Origin of the sequence: Paenibacillus pseudetheri, from assembly GCF_924513355.1 — a bacterium.
GTDB classification, from domain to species: domain Bacteria; phylum Bacillota; class Bacilli; order Paenibacillales; family Paenibacillaceae; genus Paenibacillus_AQ; species Paenibacillus_AQ pseudetheri.
Genome location: NZ_CAKMAB010000003.1, coordinates 271,532 through 292,599, shown reverse-complemented (window position 1 = coordinate 292,599; position 21,068 = coordinate 271,532). Strand labels below are relative to the sequence as shown.

The 21,068-nt window shown below is 46.1% G+C and carries 20 protein-coding genes; 6 read left to right on the top strand and 14 right to left on the bottom strand.

Translation table 11 applies throughout. The features are described from left to right. Nucleotides 1–10: 10 nt before the first annotated feature. Nucleotides 11–1,462, bottom strand: coding sequence for a MocR-like pyridoxine biosynthesis transcription factor PdxR (pdxR, locus tag L1028_RS04260; RefSeq protein ID WP_234531644.1), 1,452 nt, complete (start codon nucleotides 1,460–1,462; stop codon nucleotides 11–13). Nucleotides 1,463–1,790: 328 nt separating this feature from the next. On the opposite strand from pdxR, the gene catA reads away from it, so the two are divergent. Beyond that, nucleotides 1,791–2,450: a type A chloramphenicol O-acetyltransferase gene (catA, locus tag L1028_RS04255; protein WP_234531643.1), complete on the top strand. Its 660-nt coding sequence runs from the start codon at nucleotides 1,791–1,793 to the stop codon at nucleotides 2,448–2,450. A 105-nt stretch (nucleotides 2,451–2,555) separates the two neighbouring features. Here the strand turns inward: catA and L1028_RS04250 are convergent, their stop codons facing one another. The 6 genes from L1028_RS04250 to L1028_RS04225 form a co-directional block, all read right to left on the bottom strand. Next, entirely contained in the window at nucleotides 2,556–3,242 is a 687-nt protein-coding gene (locus tag L1028_RS04250; protein WP_234531642.1) for a histidine phosphatase family protein, read from the bottom strand. After that, the gene (gene cbiB, locus L1028_RS04245; RefSeq protein ID WP_234531640.1) at nucleotides 3,221–4,180 is read right to left on the bottom strand and encodes an adenosylcobinamide-phosphate synthase CbiB; all 960 of its coding nucleotides are present in this window, start codon (nucleotides 4,178–4,180) and stop codon (nucleotides 3,221–3,223) included. Before cbiB ends, L1028_RS04250 begins: the two co-directional genes overlap by 22 nt. A gap of 49 nt (nucleotides 4,181–4,229) precedes the next feature. Further along, entirely contained in the window at nucleotides 4,230–5,009 is a 780-nt protein-coding gene (locus tag L1028_RS04240; protein ID WP_234531638.1) for an adenosylcobinamide amidohydrolase, read from the bottom strand. 160 nt (nucleotides 5,010–5,169) lie between these two features. Further along, on the bottom strand, nucleotides 5,170–6,258 hold the full coding sequence (locus L1028_RS04235) for a pyridoxal phosphate-dependent aminotransferase (RefSeq protein ID WP_234531636.1): 1,089 nt from the start codon (nucleotides 6,256–6,258) through the stop codon (nucleotides 5,170–5,172). A gap of 183 nt (nucleotides 6,259–6,441) precedes the next feature. Continuing rightward, nucleotides 6,442–7,188 carry a type I methionyl aminopeptidase gene (gene map, locus L1028_RS04230; RefSeq protein ID WP_234531634.1) on the bottom strand — a complete coding sequence of 249 codons (747 nt, stop codon included), beginning with the start codon at nucleotides 7,186–7,188 and terminating at the stop codon, nucleotides 6,442–6,444. Nucleotides 7,189–7,195: 7 nt separating this feature from the next. Then, entirely contained in the window at nucleotides 7,196–7,780 is a 585-nt protein-coding gene (locus tag L1028_RS04225; protein ID WP_234531621.1) for a TetR/AcrR family transcriptional regulator, read from the bottom strand. A gap of 237 nt (nucleotides 7,781–8,017) precedes the next feature. Here L1028_RS04225 and lplA point away from each other — a divergent pair, with 237 nt between their 5' ends. Next, nucleotides 8,018–9,019 carry a lipoate--protein ligase gene (gene lplA, locus L1028_RS04220; RefSeq protein WP_234531751.1) on the top strand — a complete coding sequence of 334 codons (1,002 nt, stop codon included), beginning with the start codon at nucleotides 8,018–8,020 and terminating at the stop codon, nucleotides 9,017–9,019. Nucleotides 9,020–9,118: 99 nt separating this feature from the next. Here lplA and L1028_RS04215 read toward each other — a convergent pair whose 3' ends face one another. After that, entirely contained in the window at nucleotides 9,119–9,832 is a 714-nt protein-coding gene (locus L1028_RS04215) for a metal-dependent hydrolase (protein ID WP_234531619.1), read from the bottom strand. A 229-nt stretch (nucleotides 9,833–10,061) separates the two neighbouring features. Between L1028_RS04215 and L1028_RS04210 the strand changes: the two genes are divergently transcribed. Continuing rightward, nucleotides 10,062–11,009 (top strand): DMT family transporter, encoded by a 948-nt coding sequence (locus L1028_RS04210; RefSeq protein WP_234531608.1) that lies wholly within the window; start codon nucleotides 10,062–10,064, stop codon nucleotides 11,007–11,009. 12 nt (nucleotides 11,010–11,021) lie between these two features. Beyond that, nucleotides 11,022–11,825 carry a Cof-type HAD-IIB family hydrolase gene (locus L1028_RS04205; RefSeq protein WP_042124947.1) on the top strand — a complete coding sequence of 268 codons (804 nt, stop codon included), beginning with the start codon at nucleotides 11,022–11,024 and terminating at the stop codon, nucleotides 11,823–11,825. A gap of 295 nt (nucleotides 11,826–12,120) precedes the next feature. Here L1028_RS04205 and L1028_RS04200 read toward each other — a convergent pair whose 3' ends face one another. After that, nucleotides 12,121–13,881 (bottom strand): ABC transporter ATP-binding protein, encoded by a 1,761-nt coding sequence (locus tag L1028_RS04200; protein WP_234531606.1) that lies wholly within the window; start codon nucleotides 13,879–13,881, stop codon nucleotides 12,121–12,123. A gap of 280 nt (nucleotides 13,882–14,161) precedes the next feature. Here L1028_RS04200 and L1028_RS04195 point away from each other — a divergent pair, with 280 nt between their 5' ends. Further along, nucleotides 14,162–15,379 (top strand): sugar efflux transporter, encoded by a 1,218-nt coding sequence (locus tag L1028_RS04195; protein WP_234531604.1) that lies wholly within the window; start codon nucleotides 14,162–14,164, stop codon nucleotides 15,377–15,379. Between the two features lie 29 nt (nucleotides 15,380–15,408). On the opposite strand, the gene L1028_RS04190 is transcribed toward L1028_RS04195, so the two are convergent. The 5 genes from L1028_RS04190 to cysT all read right to left on the bottom strand — a co-directional run bounded on the left by L1028_RS04190 (nucleotide 15,409) and on the right by cysT (nucleotide 20,390). Next, complete coding sequence (locus L1028_RS04190) at nucleotides 15,409–16,200, bottom strand: MBL fold metallo-hydrolase (protein WP_234531602.1); 792 nt, start codon at nucleotides 16,198–16,200, stop codon at nucleotides 15,409–15,411. Nucleotides 16,201–16,331: 131 nt separating this feature from the next. Next, entirely contained in the window at nucleotides 16,332–17,399 is a 1,068-nt protein-coding gene (locus L1028_RS04185) for a sulfate ABC transporter substrate-binding protein (protein WP_234531600.1), read from the bottom strand. Between the two features lie 315 nt (nucleotides 17,400–17,714). Then, nucleotides 17,715–18,779 carry a sulfate/molybdate ABC transporter ATP-binding protein gene (locus L1028_RS04180; protein ID WP_042124940.1) on the bottom strand — a complete coding sequence of 355 codons (1,065 nt, stop codon included), beginning with the start codon at nucleotides 18,777–18,779 and terminating at the stop codon, nucleotides 17,715–17,717. 1 nt (nucleotide 18,780) lies between these two features. Next, the gene (locus tag L1028_RS04175; RefSeq protein ID WP_042124938.1) at nucleotides 18,781–19,578 is read right to left on the bottom strand and encodes a sulfate ABC transporter permease subunit; all 798 of its coding nucleotides are present in this window, start codon (nucleotides 19,576–19,578) and stop codon (nucleotides 18,781–18,783) included. Then, nucleotides 19,575–20,390 carry a sulfate ABC transporter permease subunit CysT gene (cysT, locus tag L1028_RS04170; protein WP_234531597.1) on the bottom strand — a complete coding sequence of 272 codons (816 nt, stop codon included), beginning with the start codon at nucleotides 20,388–20,390 and terminating at the stop codon, nucleotides 19,575–19,577. The genes L1028_RS04175 and cysT overlap by 4 nt, the downstream gene beginning before the upstream one ends. Before the next feature lie 206 nt (nucleotides 20,391–20,596). On the opposite strand from cysT, the gene L1028_RS04165 reads away from it, so the two are divergent. Further along, nucleotides 20,597–20,998, top strand: a complete 402-nt coding sequence (locus L1028_RS04165; protein ID WP_042185590.1) for a secondary thiamine-phosphate synthase enzyme YjbQ — start codon at nucleotides 20,597–20,599, stop codon at nucleotides 20,996–20,998. Nucleotides 20,999–21,068 lie beyond the last annotated feature (70 nt).

The window sequence follows — 21,068 nt, the reverse complement described above, 5'->3', positions numbered from 1 at the left end:
AAGCACCCCTTTATCCCATTAGTTGTCGTGCTGATCTGCCAATAATTTCGATCCCCTTGCGGATATCCTCATCCGTCACTCTGGAGAAACCGATTCGTATCGTATTTTGACCTTTACCGTCTGTGAAGAATATATCTCCTGCTGTAAAAATAACCCCTTGCTCATGACAGGCCGCCAGCAGCGTCCTTGTATTAAAGCCCTCCGCGAAGGTTACAAAAAGATGCAATCCGCCATCCCCTGATAACGCCGTATAAGGAATAAACTCCTTACAGCATTGCAGGGTTAATTCATATTTTCGTTTATATTCCGCTCTAGCTTTTTTCAAATACTTCTCTAAATGGCCACCTAATAAGTATTGATACAAAATGGATTGATCCAGCGTAGAGGTATGAATGGTACGTGCGCGCTTGACGCTTTCGAGAGAATAGATCAGCTCCTGATCTGCCAGCACCCAACCTACGCGTAGTCCCGGAAATAGTACTTTTGAGAAGCTACCTAGATAGATCACGCTGTTGCCGCTACCTGCAGCTGCGATAAGTGGAGCCACATGTGAGCCCGAATAGCGTAACTCCTCGTTAAAACCATCCTCGATCACTGGTATTTGGTACCGATTCATCAGCTTCATTAGCCTCTGTCTTTTCTCTGGAGACATTACAATGCCGGTCGGATTATGATAAGAAGGGACAAAGTAGGCACAGTCAAAAGCTTGCTCCTGCAATGCCTTCTCCAGCTCAACCAGATCAATTCCATCACGCTCCATAGGAATCCCGGTGATCTCAAAGCCGTTCAGCTTCAGATTTTTGATCGCCGTATGATGCGTTGGATTCTCACAGATGACCGAACCATTCTTTTTGCTAAGTGCAGACAACACAATATCGAATCCCTCTGTAAAGCCATTGGTGATCAATATATCCTTGCCTTTCATTTCAACGCCTTTGTGCTCCATGTACTGCTTCAAATAGTCTATTAAAGGCTTATACCCTTTGGCATATCCATAATTTAGTAAGACGTTGCCTTCCACCGACATACGATCCATAAAGGAGCGTTTCACATTATCTAGATCAAAAAGACTCTCATCAGGCGCGATGCTCGTGAAGGAGATCGTACCCTTCTCCGCTCGTATGCCGCGCTTCATGATATCCAGATCCTCCGCCAGCCGCGCATGATCATTGATACGCGTCTTCCAGTCCATCGTCCAGGAAGAGATTGTTTCACTGCCGGGAGGTGTAGGTGCCACATAACTTCCCTGACCCTGCACGGCATACGCAAATCCATCATCCTCAAGCTCTGCATACGCAGAGATTACTGAGTTACGGCTAACCTTAAGCAGTGTGCTGAGCTCTCTTGTGGAGGGCAGCTTTTGATTCCCTTGCAGACCGCCTTTTATGATTAAGTGCTTCATATAGTCTTTAATTTGTATATACACCGGCCGTCCGGCTATGAGCTTGAAATCCTTAAACATCTCTCAATCGCCCCCATGACTATCATGGCACAATCACTCGCTTAAAAAAAGAACCACAGCCATGGGATTTTAATCCGGCTGTGGTTCTATGAGAGGACAGACTCATAAATTTGATTATTTTCATGCTATTAATAGGACTCGGTTAAATAAGAATGACCTCAGTCTACTATATTATTTTTCATTAAATATATTTTTAATTACGGCTATAATGATGGTATACTCATCGTTACAAAATACTTTCTCAAAGGATTGTGATAAGGATATGGTGAAATCAGTCCAGCAGACCTCCTAAAATGAAAAATGAAATAATTTTAGGAGGTCATAATATATGATTTTTAACCCGATTGTCATTGATAACTGGAGTAGAAAACCCTATTTTGAACATTATTTAAACAATGTTAGATGCTCCTATAGCATGACCGTAAATATTGACATTACCCTTCTACTGTCAGAGCTTAAGCATAAGGGAATTAAGCTGTACCCAGCGCTAATCCACATGATAACTACGGTGGTAAACCGTCACAGTGAATTCCGCACATGCTTTGATTCTGAAGGTAGATTAGGTTATTGGGATAGCATGTCACCTAGTTTTACCATTTTCCATGATGATGATAAGACTTTCTCAAGCATCTGGACTTCGTACGGTGAAAATTTTAATGATTTCTATAACCGTTATCTGGATGATATGAAAATGTACGGAAGTGTGAAACAATTTATCGCTAAAGCAAACGAACCACCGAACACCTTCCCTATTTCTAGTATTCCGTGGGTCAGCTTCACGAGCTTTAACCTGAACGTGTATAACGAGGGAACCTACCTACTTCCCATCTTTACTTTAGGAAAATATTTTCAACAAGACAAAAAAATACGATTACCAATATCGGGGCAATTCCACCATGCTGTTTGCGACGGTTACCATGCCAGCATGTTGTATAATGAATTGCAATCACGTGCAGATAACTATAAGGAATGGTTACCTAACATCTAATTAACTACGTTATTCTGCTGAGGGCGAACGATAGTTTAAACATAAAGGGTTCCACATATTAGGTATGGCTAATATGTGGAACCCTTTTTTCATTTGATTTTCTCATCAATGTCCCGAAATATCTGCCGACCATTGCCCGTTCTGCCAAAATAGCCTGAGTACCATTGCTGTTCCCGGAGAAGGTGCAACTGCGCTGTAGAATGTGACACCAGGAATTAACTGTGCAAGGAAATTCCGGATAACCCCACCATGTGTGACTACCAACACCCTGTTTGTTATTGCCTCAGCCTTTTTTTCACTAATTGCAGCCTGCACAAATGTATCCTCAGCCGCTCGCCCCAGATCTGACAGGAAGCTACGCAACCGTTCGTCAAACTGCGCCCATGTTTCACCATCCGGTGGAGTAACTGTGGAAGGATTATCAATCCAGCTTCTATACAGTGAGTTATCCTTCAATTCCTCATAAGTACAGCCTTCAAAAGCACCAAAATTCATTTCACGCAGGCGCTGATCGTAGACAGCCACCTTCTCTAAAGAAGGTGAAATGTAAGCTAGAGTCTCTCGACATCTAAGTAAATCGCTGCAAAATACACACCAAAAATCATTCGATACTTCAGACTGCTGCTTAATCTGAGATAGCTGCTCTACTGCACTAGATAGCAATGGGAGATCCGTATGTCCTAAGTAACGATGCTCAGCATTCCACTGAGTTTGCCCGTGGCGAACAAGTACTAATTCTAGCTCTATAGAAGGAAACGCCATGTCTAGCATTAGCCCCCGATCCATATCCATGCCACAACCGCGCATAAGCCTACAAAAATTGAAGAGGAGAGCATCATCATCCGCGAAGTCTGAATAATATCGTCCGGCTCCATCGGTCGTACCGGATCCCCCATATAGGCCCGGAAAGAAGCGACACCATGATAGACGTTTTCTCCTCCGAGACGAATACCAAGTGCGCCTGCAACAGCAGATTCTGGATAGCCGCTATTCGGGCTTGGATGAAGTCGCGCATCCCGCTTCACCATCTGCAGACAATTGCGCCAATCCAGACGAAGCAGCCATGCACACAATGCCAAGAGCAATGCCGTTATCCGCGCCGGAATGAAGTTGGCGACATCATCGAGCCGAGCGGATGCCCAGCCGAGATCTCGGTATTTATCATTCTTATATCCCACCATGGAATCGAGCGTGTTTACTGCTCGATAAGCCATAGCAAGCGGCGCGCCACCGATTAGCGCATAGAACAATGGAGAAATAATCGCATCGACGATATTCTCTGCTACAGTCTCTACCGTGCCGCGCACAATTTCCGGGGAATCTAGCGAAGTCGTATCACGCCCCACGATCATGCCCAGTGCCTTGCGCGCAGCAGGAATATCGCCTTTATGGAGTTCCACGTACACCGCCATCCCTGCATCCTTCAGTCCCTTAGAGGCAATCGTCGTCGAAATCAACCAAGCCTCGGCTATCCAGACGAGCCAAGGTGAGATGAACGACAGTAGCCATAATAGGATGGCTGTCAGTGCCCAAGCACCGCCCGCCACACACAGCGGAAGTAAAACTCCTGCTCTCTGCAGGCTTTGCGGTCTGGACCATAACCGGCGGATCACCCGCTCCAGAGCCGTGATTACTTTGCCCATACCGATTACGGGATGGGGCAAGCTACGCGGATCACCTAGGATCCGATCAATTACATAAGCCGCAAGTAGTACCAAAGCGATTGTCACAGGCGATCACCTCTGAACAATCTTCTGTTTCTCCAGCTATCCATTCTCATTAGCTGTCCTTCCTTGCTTGCACCGATAGTAAGCTACCCGTCACAGCGCTATATACAAGCCGCCCGATAGCACCTCCAAGGTCGGTAGCGGTTCCGGCGTAAACATGCTCTGCCTTGTATCGCCCACTTTGGCTCACAGCGAGCACTATCGCATCCGTAGTTGTTCCGGTTGCGATCAGGCCATTCTCGGGATCGGTAATCCCGAGATCGGCCAGAGCAGCAGCTTTGGCTTCGACAGCTGTCTGCACGGCGTTGACCATGGCCGCCGGTGTCAGGCAGCCATTAATACCTAGCATTATGTTAATCGTACCCGGCCGATAAACAGCCAGCACATTGCGTTCCACACCCGCGCGCGCAGCATTTCCTGCGGCGGCTGTAACGCAAACAAAAATCCCCGCTGAGCCAGTATCCTCCTCAGCTACCGCTGCATGTTCAAGCGGTACAGCCGTCATCAGACCGGCGCAGCCAGACATTGAATAACCCCACTCGCGGAGCTTATTCTCCATATCCTGAACAGGATCACTACATTCATAATTGCGGTCAACATATAAATTGACAGCCCGCTCTAGCCGATTCATTCCTCCACCATAGAACGCACTCGATAAACCATCTGCTTCAGCAGGCAGCTCTAGTAGCAGATGGTTTCCCTTCCACTGTAAAGTAAGCCCTGGCCAGATGGCCGAATGGTACTCTTTTACGCCTCCTGCGAGGTTAAATGGAATCTTCACTTGCACCATATCTCGATCCTGCTCCTTCCACAGCACATTACTTTTATCCATTCATCCAACCAGCTTCGCGGTCGCTCCTTCTCTCCCAAACCGCCTCACTTAGAAACTACCTAATTCTCTATTTCAGCAAATGACTATCTTCCCTACTCCCAACTATCTGCGCAACATGAATCGATAAAGCAGTAAACTTTCGGCCCCTACACTACACAGGTCACATATCCGCCAGAATTTCCCTCATCCGTATCAGCAGCCGGACATTATCCTCATGTCCCTTAACAGCAACCCGGATATGCTCTTCCCCTAGACCGGGGTACATAGCGCAGCTGCGGACCAGTATACCGACACGCCCAAGACGGGTCTGCATATCAGCCGCACTCCACGGCGAAGGCAGGCCACAGAGCAGAAAGTTGGCTTCGCCTGACGGCACATCGCAGCCTAGCTGCATAAGGCCTTGCCGCAGCAGTTCCCGTTCCGTGGCGATCAGTTCGCGTGTGCGACGTTCATACTCGCGCCCGCTACCAAGGCAGGCTTCGCCCGCCAGCAGCGCCAAACCATTCACGCTCCAGGTAACCTGCTTTCCGGTCATCGCCTTTGCCAGCTCCGGATGCGAAATGGCAAACCCGAGACGCAATCCGGGAATCGCATAAAATTTCGTCATCGACCGCACCAATATCGTATGCGGGAACTGATCCAGCTCCGGCAGCAGCGTATTCCGTTCAGCTTCTGGAATAAAATCAATAAAAGCTTCATCCACAGCGAAATAAGTTCCGCAGCTCTCTGCCTTCTGCGCTAACAATCGCAGTTCATCCACAGTATACTGAACGCCATTGGGGTTGTTCGGCTGTCCAAGGAACAGCAGCTCAACCTTCTCCAGCAGCCCGACAATCTCATTCACTCCAGCCCGGAAGTGCTGTTCCCTTGTCCCCTGAACAGATAATACTTCTGCGCCGAATTGTACAGATAGCTGCCGGTACTCGGAGAAACAAGGTTCTACAATACCTACCTTTTGCGGAGCAATCGCAAGCAGCAACAATGCCATAGATTCTGCGGCTCCGTTGCCTACTGTCAACCAACTACTATGTATACCAAGATCCTCTGCCAGCAGACTTTTGAAGCGTCGATGTCCAGGGTCCGGGTAGGCAACCACCGTAGACAATGCCGTTCTAAGTAGCTCCAAGACGGCTGGCGGAGGCCCGAGTGGATTAATGTTGGCACTGAAATCGAGAAATCTGCCGCCAGCTTCCTCATAAAGTTCCGCAGCCGTTAGCAAATCACCGCCGTGGCCGTATTTTTCAAGCATATTTACACTCCCTCTATCAACTTTCTCCTGCTCAATATGTATGTCTTTGCCACCATTATTGCGTCTTTGCCGGAAATACGTCAATGCTTCACTAAAGGAATCACCTGTACGAATAAAGAAAGATGCTATGCCGAATACGAAAAAAAGAAGTCGACCATTTCGTTGGTCGACCTCTAATTTTTTCTATTGAGCGGTCAAAATTTGTGGACCTTCAGCCGTGATGGCGATCGTATGCTCGTATTGGGCGGCGAGCTTGTTGTCCATCGTCCGTGCGGTCCAGCCGTCCGGATCGATTGTCATGAAGTATGTACCTTCGGTGATCATGGGCTCAATCGTGAACACCATACCTTCCTTGATACGGGAGCCTTTTCCAGGCTTGCCGACATGCATATAAGTCGGCTCCTCGTGCAGGTCGCGGCCGATGCCATGGGCGAGAAGGTCGCGCACGACGCCGAAACCGTGTGATTCCGCATGCCGCTGAATCGCGCTCGTCACGTCGCCGAGTCGATTGCCGGGCTGAGCCTGCTCGATGCCCAGGTCAAGACATTCCTTCGTAACACGCATCAACTTCTCGGCCGTCGGCGAGATCTGCCCGACCGCATAACTCCAAGCCGAATCGCCGAGCCAGCCATCGAGCTCAGCGACCGTGTCGATCGTCACGATATCGCCTTCTTCAAGTGGCTTATTGCTAGGGAAGCCATGTGCGATCACATCGTTGGCGGAGGCACAAGTCGCATATTGATAGCCCCTATAGCCTTTCTGGTATGGCTTTGCGCCGTGCTTCAACATAATGTCCTCGAATATGCGCTCAATCTCGTTGGTGGTAATACCCGGTTTGATAAGCGGGGCGATTGTACGATGACATTCAGCCACCACTTGGCATGCCTTGCGGATAGCCTCAATTTCATGCTTGCTTTTTAAAATGACCATGTTCGTATCAGGACCCCTTCGTAATAGCTTGGATAGCGAGTCGGGCGATTCGATCGACGTTCAGATCGGAATTGCCCGCATAGTAGTGCAGCCCACAGCAACCGACCAGCACGGCAAGCATATGGTCGACGCTGTCGTCTTCGCACTGGGCGATCGATTGGAGTGGAACGTACAGGCGTTCCATAAATTTTCTTTTGGCGTGGTGTCGATACCTTTCAGGCAAACCTGCATAATGTTCCGCCGCCATTTTGTAGACGAGATATGCGCGGGCGTCCGACTGCCACAGCTGGAGCAGCGCTTTACAATACATCAACAACTGCCAGTCATCCGGTGGGCTGCCACTGATATTCGCCCATTTTGCGATAACTTGCTCACATCGTTCAAAGCCGCTTTCTAACACATCTTCTATTAATAAATGCCGGTTGGGGTAATAATGGTATACTGTGCCGTAACCAAGCCCTGCCTCGCGGGCGACGTCGCGAATATCAAAGCTGCCGCCCGTGCGAAAGTAGGAGCGCGCGGCGACGTCCAGGATCTGTTCTTTGCGCTGTATGCGTATGAGCTCATTTTGTTCTTTGGTACGGGGGCACATAGCGTGTAACCTCCTTATTTAGACCTGCAAATTTGTCAATATAAAAATAGTAACGCATGGGCTGGAGAAATGCAAAAGATTTGTTGAAATTCTTCAATATAAAAATCGCATTAATTCAACGAATCCAGTCAAATACTTTATTTCCACCGAAACACGAAGCGATCTCTTTTGTTAAAAAACTGCTTTTGGTTTAAAATGAGAACTGTAATCAATTTTGCTGCAACGGAGGAATTCACTATGATTTTTATTGATAACACAGGGATTACTGACGCTTCCATCAATTTGGCGATTGAGGAATATGCGCTGAAACACTTGCCGATGGACGAGAGTTACCTGCTTTTTTATATTAACAGCCCATCTATCATCATCGGTAAACATCAAAATACGATTGAAGAAATCAATCAGGAATATGTTAAAGAGAATGATATAAAGGTTGTACGGCGTTTGTCTGGCGGTGGAGCGGTCTATCACGATCTCGGAAATTTAAACTTCAGCTTCATTACTAAGGACGACGGCCAATCCTTCCATAACTTCCTAAAATTCACCCAGCCGGTAATCGACTACTTACAAAGCATGGGTGTTAACGCTGAGCTTAGTGGCCGGAATGATCTTCAAGTTGGCGAGCAAAAAATTTCCGGAAACGCTCAATTCTCCACACGTGGACGCATGTTCAGCCATGGAACACTGATGTTCAATCTCAATTTAGATAATGTACAAGCCTCACTGAAAGTAAATCCAGAGAAATTCAAATCCAAAAGCACCAAATCCGTACGTAGTCGCGTAGCGAACATCAAAGAGCTGCTAGGTACAGACATGACCATTGAAGAGTTCCGCTCCGGCCTGCTGCGTTCGATCTTTGGTATGGATCCTTCAGAAGTTCCTCAGTACAAGCTGCAACAAGCCGACTGGGACAAAATCCACGAAATTTCCAAAGAGCACTACCAAAACTGGGACTGGAACTACGGTCTGTCACCAAAAAGTAATGTCAAACACACACGCAAATTCCCTGCTGGAATTATTGATATTCGCATGGATATTGAGGATTCCCTCATTAAGGACATTAAAATCTATGGTGACTTCTTTGGGGTTGGTGACGTAGTAGATGTTGAAAATGCACTTCGCGGCAAACGTTATAATGAGGCAGAGGTTAGAGACGCATTAGCTGATCTGGATTTGAAGCATTATTTCGGACGTATTGAGCCGGAGGACTTTATCGGACTGGTTTTCTTAGAAGAATAGTCTTACAAGCTTTTAAGCGATAAAAATAAAGGGGCCTGCTTATCCTATGCGCAATTTGCGTAAAGAATAGACAAGCCCCTCTTTCATATTCATTTTAGTTCAAGGAGAAAGTATAAATACATAGACAACGAACGCTAGAGTCAGCATGATGCAGATATTCTCTACGGCTCCACCTTTTTTCGTGCCTGTACTCATTAGCTTTAGACGCAGCTTAAAGGGTATTGGCGGCAATGGTGTAATTCCTCTTTGAGTAAGGGAGTCTGCCAGTAGATGAAGTGCATACGACATACCGCCAGCTATCCACAGACTGCCACCATCATTTATACCCGCTGAGGCAAAATACAATAAGGCGCTCCAGCCCGAAACTCCATACAAGGTATGTGTCAGTCCACGATGAGGAACAACCGATGAGACTACAAGCACGCACGCTGCAATGTAGTTCCATGGATCATAGGCTTCCCCGAACGCAAAGAGTGCTATGGCAATCAAGATCATGACCAAATGGCGCAGCTTTCGACTAGGCAGGAAAGAGACACTTCCGACTAGCAGTGCAAGCACAATATTCCAAGGACGTTCCACGATTCCGGCAAAATAGAGATAGATCGCCGCGCCTATCAAAGCAATTTGCAGCGCTCTTAATAGAAATTCTGGAATCGCCTTGCGAACGAGCAGCGAATTCGGTTCATCGATATCAGGCAGCAAAGAGCTTAACGCTGCGACCGCAATAACTGGAATCGTAATCTCGTGTGACATCAAACTCATTACAGATAGGGTAACCCCAGTGCTGATTATTAAATGGGATCTACCCATCATGGTGAAACCGCTCCTTTCTAAGATGCGAAAAACAAGAACAAATGTGCGGTTATCGAAGTATATCAAGACCTTGTTTTTTTGTCTAGCCTAATCCCTTAAATCCCTTTAAATATAAGCCTTTGAGCGATTCCTATCTTGTCCTCCCCATGAATATACGATACAATTTGGACAACTTGACCTTGTCGTTCTTACAAGGACGGCATTTGCCGAAGAGAGGATGACCTAAGAAGTGAAGCGTTCCCGTATGGCCGATTTCAGCCTGCTACTCGTGGCGATGATGTGGGGATGCACCTTTCTGATAGTTCAAAATGCTGTCAAAGTGCTCCCTCCACTCGCTTTTAACAGCATCCGCTTTACAGGTGCTGCCCTGTTGCTGGCTCTAATCACTTTTATTTTTTACCGCAAGGAGTGGAAACAGTTAAGTTTCCGCATGGTACGCGATTCTTTGCTGCTAGGCCTTTTTTTGTTTATGGGCTATGGCTTCCAAACCATGGGACTTCTATATACAACCACCTCCAATACCGGGTTTATTACCGGTCTATCGGTCGTATTGGTTCCGTTTCTCTCTCTGGCGCTACTAAAGCATGCCATTTCACGTTACACTTGGTTCAGCGCGGCGCTTGCCGTAGTAGGTCTTTATCTGCTGACCTTCACCGGCTCTGCTTTGTCCCTGAATAAAGGCGATGCTTTGATCTTGCTCTGCGCCATAGCTTTTGCGCTACAAGTCGCATATACTGGCGTTTATGCACCTCATTATCCAGCGTTGCCGCTGGCAAGCTTGCAGCTCGCCTTCGTTGGACTGTTCAGCATTGTCGCTTCGCTTATCTTTGAAGGAGCTGCACCGCTGGCACACAGCGCAGAGCTTATCAAGGAGCCGGACGTTCTCTGGGCACTTTTAATTTCTATTGGTCCTACCAGCGCTTTTGCCTTCTGGATTCAAACCGCCTGCCAGAAGTACACAACGCCTTCCCGGGTAGCCATTATTTATGCCACAGAACCTGTATTCGCTGTTCTGACAGGCTTAGCCTTTGGCGGAGAAACGCTTGGTATGTCCGCTCTGCTCGGTTGTGGTTGTATTCTGGGAGCTATGCTTATGGCAGAGCTGTGTCCGGAACCGGGTCAGAATCAACATAAGAAGAATTATTTTTCCAAATTACATTTATTTAGAAAGAGATAAGGAGAGAGACAAATGTACAAATTGATCGCGATTGATATTGATGACACTCTAATTAACGATGACAAGGAAGTAACACCCGCTACACAGACTGCGCTTGAAGAGGCTGTAGCCGCTGGCGTTGTTGTAACCCTTGCTACAGGCCGAGCTTATGCTTCTGCGCAAGCCATTGCCCGTCAAACTGGACTTAACGTGCCAATCATCACTTACCAAGGCGCACTCGTTAAGAACTTGCTCGATGAAAAAGTACTATATGAGCGTTACGTACCACAGGATGCGGTACACAAGCTGTTCACTTACTGCGTGGAGCATAATCTGCATTTGCAAACTTACATTGACGACAAGCTGTATGCCCGTGAAGACAACCAGAAGATCAAAGATTATACAGACCTGAACAAAACGCCATATTATATTGAACCAGATTGGGAGAAGCTTGTCCCACAAAAAACACCAAAAATGCTGATTATCGATGATCCTGCTTTCTTGGATGAGCTGGCTCCAATTCTGCGTGAATTGCTCGGCGATTCCGTGCATATTACCAAATCCAAACCACAATTCCTAGAAATCATGCATCATGAAGGAACCAAGGGAATTGCGCTTGAATTCCTAGCCAATCATTTTGGTTGTGATCTCTCCGAGACTATGGCTATGGGTGACTCTTGGAACGACCATGAGATGCTCGAGGCTGCTGGTCTTGGCGTTGCGATGGCGAACGCTATTCCTGCTCTGAAGGAAATCGCTGATTTCGTAACCCTAAGCAACAATGAAGATGGCGTAAAATACGCGATTGATAAGTTCATTCTCAATAAAGTGAACTAAATCGGCTGAACTTAATAGTTTTATATACGTTAAACTTAAGATATTTCTATTAAGGTAAGTGCGTGACTGCGGGGAATGTTTGGACTTCCGGCCGCTGTTGTCACCAGATTTCTTTGATTATATACCGTGTTTCACGGTTGAAATCCGGTGACAAAGGCGGTCGCTATCGCTCCTACAGTTCCAAACTTCCCCTCCGTTCAACTTATATAGAGTTAAAGTTCAATCTATATAAATTCACTTTCTTAAGAAAAGGGTGCTGTAACGTCATGATATATGACGATACAGCACCCTTTTGTTATTTCAGCAAGCTCGGTACTCCTGTAGATGCAAACTCCAATGACTCTTGCTCACCCTCCCCAGCCTCTTCCTCTTCCAGCTGAGAATAGTACAAATCATGATATCTTCCTTCTGCCGCAAGCAGCTCCTCATGGGTACCACTCTCCACAATTTCACTGTTCTCCATCACTAGAATGACATCAGCGTTCTGAATCGTTGATAGACGGTGAGCGATAACTAGTGTGGTTTTGTCTCCCATTAATTTACGAATCGCTTGCTGCACCAGCTTCTCCGATTCATTATCAAGCGCAGCAGTAGCTTCATCCAGCAATAGAATAGGAGAGTTCCTAAGAATCGCTCTTGCAATCGATAGTCGCTGGCGTTGTCCACCAGACAGGCGCGAACCTTCCTCACCGATATCTGTATCAAGGCCCTCCGGCAACTCCATTACAAAATCATAAGCGTTCGCTTGTCGCAAAGCTTCCAAAATTTCTTGTTCATCTGCATCTGGATTTCCATTCCGGATGTTATCACGGATACTTCCTGTATACAGCCCGGAATCTTGTGGAACATAAGAGAAGTGACTCCTAAGTTTAGCTAAACTCATCTCGCTTGTCTTCTCATTATTTATAAATACTTCACCCTCATCAGGTTCATATAACCCAAGCAGTACCTTAAAAAGCGTAGATTTCCCTCCACCGCTCGGTCCCACAATTGCCATTTGAGCCCCTTTATGAAGCTCTAAGCTGATTTTGTTCAAACTATGTCTCTCCGCTCCCGGATAAGAGAAGGATACCGAGGACATGACCATACGCTCAAATTCAGGCTGCTTCGTAGCTGCTTCGGGTAAAGCCTCCACTTCTACAGGGCTATCCAACACTTCAAAGATCCGTCCCGCCGCCCCAAGTGATTGCTGCATCGAATTGATCAGTCCTGGCAATGCCGAGAACGGCATCACTAAATAATTCATGAGCTGGATGAAAGCAATCATCGCACCGACCTCAAGTGATCCTTTTGCCACAAAATAACCAGCAACGACCAACGCCAGAAGAAACGTAAAGTTTCCCAGAAAAGAGGAGAACGAGCCAGTAGCTCCCTCAATTCTTCCCCGTTTTAATTCTTCGGAAGTGATATTCTCACTATGTTCCTGATACTGCTTCATTAGTTTGCGTTCGATGCTAAAGGATTTAAACACCATACTACTGCCTAAAATGTCATGCAAAAAGGAAGTAATCTTGCTCATATTAGTCTGAATCTTCACACTGTTCTCACGCATCGCTGAACCGAAGATTTTTCCCGTAAGGAACATCAAAGGCCCCATTGCAAAACAGATCAATGCCAGTAGCCAGTTAATATAGAGCAAATAACCAAAAGCCGCGAGAGCAAGCAAAGGGTTACGGATTAAATCAATCATTACCTCACCGGTAGCATTACCCACAGATTGATTATCATTAGTAAAGCGGGACAACAAATCCCCGGAGTGATTCCGGTCAAAATAAGACTGAGGAAGAGCTAAAGCATGTCGCATCATATCTAGCCGCAGCTCATTTCTGATCTTGGCCGAAATTTTATTTTTGAGATATCGATCGATGAAACCATTAATTGCGCTCACTAATAAGTAGATTAATCCGAATATAACCAGCCCTTTAAAAGCTTTCACATCAAGTCTAACTGCCGCATCCGTAATTACTGAGAGCAGCCAAGCAATTGTTAAGTCCAGAACAATCCCAAATAAAGTAGTAAATAATAAAACCGTATATAAGAGCTTGTGCCTTAACATGTATGTACTTAATCTTGAGAAAACACCTTTCTGCTTCAAAAAAATCAATCCTCTCCCCTATTAGCTACTTAACATTCCCTTTCCTATCGTTGATAATTTCTATATATGTAAATATAAGACGGCAATACTTTCTGATTATAAAGCATATACCTGCTTCTGAATACAGGATGAAATAGAAATCACAAAAGGGACATCAACAGGCTGATTGTTGTTTTCTTTTTCATGTATACTAGAACCAGTTTGACTATCTTAACAAAAAATAGAGGAGTAACTTTACAACATGATCAAAAGACTTACTGCACTATTTTCAATTCCCTCTTATGCCTTACTCTTTTTATGTATGTTACTTCAGGGTATGGGGATTTCACTCAGTTCACCCTTCTTATCCATTTATTTCACGGAACAGCTTGCCGTATCTGTCGGATTGTTTGGCGTTTTTCTAGCCACCACGTTAATTGCCGGAATATGGATCAGTACACTAATCGGGAGACGCTCTGACCTCGGCTTAAATCGAAAAAACATTTACCTTGTGGCCACACTCTGTAATGCGCTGGCTTATAGCGGGTACTTGCTCATTCAGGATTTCACGATCTTGTTCATCTACATGATTGTGTTCACCGCCCTCGGTGCACCAGGGATGCCTCAATTGTTCGCCATCGCTAGAGAAGCAGTGAATAAGAGCAATTTTACGGATACTGCGTTTGCTAATTCCACCTTACGTTCTGCCTTCTCTCTCGGCTTTATTACAGGTCCTTTAATCGGTACTCTGCTAATCGCTGCTGTTGGTTTTAAGGGGATTTTCACGGGTACGATCGGAGTATTCCTGCTTGTTGCCTTACTCGTTTTCTTATTTCTCAAATCAAATACAGATACAGAGCTGAGCAGCAACAAGGCTGAAGTAAAAGTGAAAACTTTCCGGCTCAGTCAGAACCGCAATATTCTGCTGCCTTTTCTGATTCTGATACTCATGTATGTAGCTCACTGGACGAGCAGCATCAATACGGCCCTCTTTATTACAAACAATCTAGGGGGATCGACAAGTGATGTCGGTCTAGTCAGCAGTATATGTGCTGCGCTGGAAATTCCATTTATGATTATGCTCGGTCTACTCAGTGCGAAGTACAGTAACCGAGCCTTGATGATGTGTGGGGCCATTTTAGGAGGAGCATATTATCTCGTTGTCATTTTCTCAGGCGCGATGTGGCAGATGCTTGCAGCCCAAGTTCTACTCGCCGTTTTCGTTGCTGTGATATCAGCGATTGGCATTAGCTACATCCAGGATCTGCTCCCAAACATGCCTGGGTATGCATCCACGCTTTATTCTAATTCATCCACGATCGGTAGACTGATTGGGAGTCTTGTTGGCGGGGGCTTAGCCAGTATTGTAGGTTACCGGTATTCATTTGTACTCTGTTTAATACTCATCATTATTTCCTTAGTCATGCTTGGGGTAAGCGGACGTCACCCTTTAAATGAACCAGAACAATTAACTGTTTAATCCGTTTATTTCTACTTGCCCATTCTCTTCTAAAGTGAAGAGAATGGGTTTTTGTATAGTGGAATTCTCGTCCCAGACTGTGCCAGTGTAACATTCTCCGGCAAAATATATGCTTTTCTCAGATCCACATCATGTGACATATGCGTATATACTGCCTTTTTAGGCTTCACAATTTGCAGCAGCTCCGCAGCCTCCGTCATATCGTACACAGAACGAGTGGATAGCTCCGCCGCTTCGTAATAGAAGCTTGTACCAAGCACCAGCAAATCAGCTCCGTGCATCAGGCGTGTCTCCTCAGCCCCTAGAGATATGGAATCTGGGCAATACACCCATTTGTAGTCCTCCTTCTCTAGCCGAAAAGCGTACGAATATCCATTCTTGCCATGATTTACTTTCCAGGTATCTATCTTCCAGCCGTCCAATTCTATCCCTTCATCACAGGGAATCATCTCGATGTGATTTCGCAGCCAAGGGTATTGCCGTTCGATAATAGGAATAACTTCTGCTGGAGTATAAAGTTCACCCTTAATGCCCGTCCATCGACAAGCATCTGCCCATTCCGGTAGCCCACCAATATGATCAAAATGAGCATGCGTCACCAGCAGTCTTCGCATATTCCGTACTCCCTGCGCCTCCATCTGACGTCGCCAATCTGGCCCACAATCAATCACTAGAAAGTCACTGCCATTATCTATAAGTACAGAGGAACGCAGCCTTGTATTGCTCCCATGCTCCCTTGCTTCTGTGCAGGTCTCGCAGCTGCAATATACCCGAGGAACACCCATGGCATCCCCAGTACCCAAAAACACCAACGTATCCATAATCTATCTCTCCTTCAGTTCCCATCAAGGAAGTCTTAAATTACCATATGTCTATCTTAAAGATGCTCACCAAAAAAAGCCATCCCTTGCGCAGAAGACCTGCTAGGATGACTCTTTTCATACACCTCTGCCTATATTCCGGCAAGTACCTGATACCAAATCCCCCGCTTGGAATAAAGTGTGCTTCGCACCTCATCCCAGCCCCCTAAATAATGGATATCGAAGAGACCCGCTGGATCGGGGTAACGGCTTTTGTTCTCCGCATAGACCTGTTTATCTACGGGACGAAATCCATATTTTGCGAAGACCTCTTGTGCCTGTGGTGTCATCAAGAAATCAACTAATGCTTCTGCTGCCGCGCGTGTCCCATGCTTATCCGCGTACTTCTCTACGACAGCCGCTGGATTCTCAATCAGCATTGTATTTTTAGGAATAATGACTTCATATTTAACACCCTGAGCAATCCGGGCCAGCAGTTCATTCTCATAGGTGACAATGACATCACCCACTCCATACTCGAAGGCAGCCATGGATGCACGTCCGCTCTTATCCAGAGACTCCACATTGGCATGTACACTTTCTAAAAAAGCTTTGGCTGCTGCTGGATCCTTAACGCCCTCTTGCTCCTCTGACAGCTTCAGACCAGCCCCATAGATCGCGTTAATATCCCACTGCGCACCACCGGATGTTTTGGGATTTGGGTATAATACTTTAACCCCTGGCTTGGCTAAGTCCGCAAAATCGTGAATTCCTTTGGGATTTCCCTCACGGGTACCAAGTGCGACTACCGAACGTGTCACCATGCCTTGTTCACCCTGCTCTCTCCACGTTGGCGCTACGAGTCCAGCCTTAACCAGCTTCTCGACATCACCTTCCATGGCTAACAGTGTAACATCCGCTTCGAACCCGCCTACGATTGCACGTGCCTGTGTTCCGGAGGCTTCATAAGACTGTTGAAAACTAATCTCCTGCCCAGTATCCGCTTTCCACTGCGCTGCAAATAACGGCAAAATATCTTCCATCGCATCCTTAGCCACACTGTATGCGCCAACGACCAGCGTGACATCCCCTTGCTTCGAAGGATCTGCCATCGTCGTAATCGCCTTCTCATTCCCGCAACCGACTGCTGCCAGCGTGAGTATGGCCAGCATTAGGGCAGCAAAACATCCGTGCAGTTGTCTGCTCCTTTTGAAATTCATTGCGGCCCACATCCTTCGAGATAATGATTTTAAATATTTCTTTGAAAGTAGCTCCAAAGATTAAGCCAAGTTCTAATAACCAACGTTCGGTATTTGCCGTAATTACGCGGAATGTTTGGACTTTCGGCCGCTGTTGTTCCCAGATTTATTGATTTTATATCCTCAGCGGATTAAATCCGGAACCAAAGGCGGTCGCTCCGCTCCTACAGTTCCAAACTTCCACTTCATTACTTCATACCTTCACATCAGTTCCTCTAATCCTTCCTCATCACATTCGCTACTCTTCAAAAAAATTGAAAATCATTTTATTTATTTTTAAATAAAAATCGGCATCGGATCTTCTTTTAGGTTGTTCTCCTGGATCCAGCTTCGCTCATCATTAAACAGGTAAGCGCGGTGCACAAGGACTGAGATATCCTGTCCCGGCTGCAATGTTTCTTTCTCCAAGGAACGGTAAGTAACCAGCTTATGACCATTAACCTCAACCTCAACGAGCCATTCGCTTCCACGGAAATGCAGATGCTTTACGACGCCTTTTTCCGTAGCTGAAGCCATCTTGAACTCATGCAGGTTACCCACTTCAATATACTCAGGACGAATAAGTGCTTTGGTAGGCTTACCGTCTCCAGCACCTTTAAAGCCTTTCACCTCAGATGCATCTTCAATCAGTGTCGACTCTCCGATGAAGGTTGCCACAAATGGTGTTTTAGGCTCCTTATAAATATCCCAAGGTGTACCCTTTTGTTCCAACTGTCCTTGGTTGATGATCATAATCTCGTCCGCGACTTCAATCGCTTCGTCTTGGTCATGCGTTACGAAGATGGAAGTGATGCCAACACGCTCAATCAGCTCACGTAGCCAAGCGCGCAGCTCCTGCCGGATCTTCGCATCAATTGCTGCGAACGGCTCATCTAAGAGCAGTAGCTGTGGTTCAGGCGCAAGTGCACGGGCAAAGGCCACACGCTGACGTTGTCCACCAGATAGCTGATGCGGATAACGCTTCTCGAAGCCTTTTAACCCGGTAAGCTCCACCAGTTCCATAACACGGTCACGAATGGCAGTTTTGCTGGCCTTTTTAACTTTTAATCCAAAAGCAATATTATCAAAAACAGTCATATGCTTAAATAATGCATAGTTCTGAAAAACGAAGCCGATCCCGCGCTCTTGAGGAGGAAGATTGTTAACTGTCTGACCATGAAAAATTATCTCGCCATTATCCGGTGTCTCCAGCCCTGCGAGCATACGAAGAATCGAGGTTTTACCGCCACCACTCGGACCGAGCAGTCCGATCAGATGACCTTTTGTAATGGTGAAATTGACGTCTTTGACCGCATGAAAATCTCCAAAATGCTTATTTAATCCCCGCACTTCAACATGCATATTACTGCACTTCCTTTCTTCTCTTGGTCCATTCCATCAACAACAGTAGACCTGCGGAAAATGCAGCCAGAACTAGCGCTATTCCTCCTGCAGCCGTTACATTAAAATTCTCAACATCCTGATAGACTAGCGTCGTCGCCGTCTGGGTTTTGTTCATAATGTTACCCGAGACCACGAGCACTGCACCGAACTCTCCTAGTGAACGAGCCACCGTAAGGATGACCCCATACACAACCGCCCAACGAATTGAAGGCCAAGTCACCTTCCAAAAAATTGTCCAGCCACGAGCGCCCAGTGTAGAAGCAGCCTCCTCCTGCTGTGAACCAATCTCCTGAAGCACCGGCATTACCTCACGCACCATTAAAGGAAAGGTTACGAACAAGGTGGCAATGATCATTCCGGGAATCGCATAGACGATCTTCAGCCCAATCCCTTCAAAAATCGCACCCAAGGCGCTATCTGGTCCCAGCAACAGGACAATCATCAGCCCGCCAATGACAGGGGACACAGCATAAGGCAAATCAACAATACTGTTGAGTAAGCCCTTTAGACGTCTATTTATCCAGTTCGCCCGGACAAGATACAGCGCCATCATAATTCCGAACAATGTATTTAATAACGTAACTACTATCACAACAAGCCCAGTCATCATAAGCGCATGCAGCGCTTCAGGCCTAGTCAGAGCATTCCAGAAACCACCAAATCCTTCACTAAAGGCACCTATAGCCATTTTCCCTAGCGGTGCAGCGATTAGCAGAAAAAACACCAAGTAGGTGAGTCCGATCCACAATTTTCTCATGAGCGTCTCCCCCGCATCTGCAGCATAGTAATGAGCCAAAGAATGAGAAAAGATAAGGTCAAGAGAATGACAGAAACCGCTGCTGCGGAAACCGGATTATCACTTTCAACTTCACCAAAAATAAAAACAGAAGATACGAGTGTACGACCTGGAATATTGCCTGCTACGAGGACTACAGCGCCGAATTCAGCAAGCGCCCGCGAGAAGGCGAGCATTCCACCGCTGATCATCCCAGGAGCCATAGAGGGGAGAATAACATGCCAGAAGACTCTAGTTCCCTTGGCACCCATTGTATATGCCGCTTCCTCTTCGGAAGGATCAAGTTCCTCCAGCAAGGGCTGAACCGCCCGAATCACGAAAGGAAAGGTTACGAAGACCATAGCAATTACGATTGCTGGTTGATGAAAAACAATTTCAAAACCAAGCGCTTCTGCAGCCTTGCCGATAAGACTACCAGGTCCGAGCAAGAGCAAAATCATCAAACCACCAACTGCCGTCGGCAGTGCAAATGGTAAATCCACAAGACTATTAAGCAATGCTTTACCAATGAATTGATAACGAATAAGAACCCAGGCAATCATTGTTCCTAAAAAGACATTAATTAAAGTAGCGATGATCGCCAGCTTTAAGGTTAACAGCACCGACTTCCAGGCAATCGGATCACTTATGCTTTCCACAAAATTACCGAAACCCAGTGAAAAAGAGTTGTAATAGACCCCAAGTATAGGCAGCACGATCAATACTACAAAATAGAGCAAAATTGTAGTTCGGAAACCCCAAGTCCAACCTTTGTGTCTAAGCAGCGAATTCAATGATTTTGCCCTCCCACCTCCGGATAACCGGTCGGTATACTAACCACCATCTCCATTAATTATTCCTATTTACATACTTGGTTTTATATTATTACTACTTTACCAAATCCTTCTCGTTGTCGTCAATTACTTTCAAGTGAATTTGGGGTAAAATATATATAACACAGGTTAGGAAAAAGTGGCACATCACAGGAAGGAGAATGATTATGCTGCATACACTGGAGATTACTACAACGAAACGGGATGAATTACGGGATATTACTCGTGAAGTCATTTCTTTTGTGAAAAAAAGCGGGGTGCGTAGCGGGGTAATCGTAGTTTATTGTCCACATACCACCGCAGGAATTGCAATCAATGAGAATGCAGATCCTGATGTGAGGCATGATGTTCTGATGCGTTTGGATGAAGTCTACCCTTGGGAGCATCCGAAGTATCGACATGCTGAAGGCAATACTGCCTCCCACCTTAAGTCTATTACATCCGGACCTTCCCAGAGCATAATCATCCATGATGGCGAACTATTACTTGGACGTTGGCAAGGTATTTATTTTTGTGAGTTTGATGGACCTAGACGTAGACAATGTTTCTTAAAAATTATTGAGGGATAAACAATTAATGGCCGCTTCCGTTATTGCTACGGAGCGGCCATTAAAATATAACTAGAATTAAATATTACTT

Bases quoted from the DNA above. Each gene is read 5' to 3' on its own strand.
- L1028_RS04195 (WP_234531604.1), top strand. From the start codon at position 14,162: ATGATCAAAAGACTTACTGCACTATTTTCAATTCCCTCTTATGCCTTA.
- L1028_RS04205 (WP_042124947.1), top strand. From the start codon at position 11,022: ATGTACAAATTGATCGCGATTGATATTGATGACACTCTAATTAACGAT.
- L1028_RS04185 (WP_234531600.1), bottom strand. From the start codon at position 17,399: ATGAATTTCAAAAGGAGCAGACAACTGCACGGATGTTTTGCTGCCCTA.
- lplA (WP_234531751.1), top strand. From the start codon at position 8,018: ATGATTTTTATTGATAACACAGGGATTACTGACGCTTCCATCAATTTG.
- L1028_RS04240 (WP_234531638.1), bottom strand. From the start codon at position 5,009: ATGGATAAAAGTAATGTGCTGTGGAAGGAGCAGGATCGAGATATGGTG.
- L1028_RS04215 (WP_234531619.1), bottom strand. From the start codon at position 9,832: ATGATGGGTAGATCCCATTTAATAATCAGCACTGGGGTTACCCTATCT.
- L1028_RS04190 (WP_234531602.1), bottom strand. From the start codon at position 16,200: ATGGATACGTTGGTGTTTTTGGGTACTGGGGATGCCATGGGTGTTCCT.
- L1028_RS04250 (WP_234531642.1), bottom strand. From the start codon at position 3,242: ATGGATATGGATCGGGGGCTAATGCTAGACATGGCGTTTCCTTCTATA.
- map (WP_234531634.1), bottom strand. From the start codon at position 7,188: ATGGTCATTTTAAAAAGCAAGCATGAAATTGAGGCTATCCGCAAGGCA.
- L1028_RS04180 (WP_042124940.1), bottom strand. From the start codon at position 18,779: ATGCATGTTGAAGTGCGGGGATTAAATAAGCATTTTGGAGATTTTCAT.
- catA (WP_234531643.1), top strand. From the start codon at position 1,791: ATGATTTTTAACCCGATTGTCATTGATAACTGGAGTAGAAAACCCTAT.
- L1028_RS04225 (WP_234531621.1), bottom strand. From the start codon at position 7,780: ATGTGCCCCCGTACCAAAGAACAAAATGAGCTCATACGCATACAGCGC.
- L1028_RS04165 (WP_042185590.1), top strand. From the start codon at position 20,597: ATGCTGCATACACTGGAGATTACTACAACGAAACGGGATGAATTACGG.
- pdxR (WP_234531644.1), bottom strand. From the start codon at position 1,462: ATGTTTAAGGATTTCAAGCTCATAGCCGGACGGCCGGTGTATATACAA.
- L1028_RS04200 (WP_234531606.1), bottom strand. From the start codon at position 13,881: ATGTTAAGGCACAAGCTCTTATATACGGTTTTATTATTTACTACTTTA.
- L1028_RS04235 (WP_234531636.1), bottom strand. From the start codon at position 6,258: ATGCTTGAAAAATACGGCCACGGCGGTGATTTGCTAACGGCTGCGGAA.
- L1028_RS04175 (WP_042124938.1), bottom strand. From the start codon at position 19,578: ATGAGAAAATTGTGGATCGGACTCACCTACTTGGTGTTTTTTCTGCTA.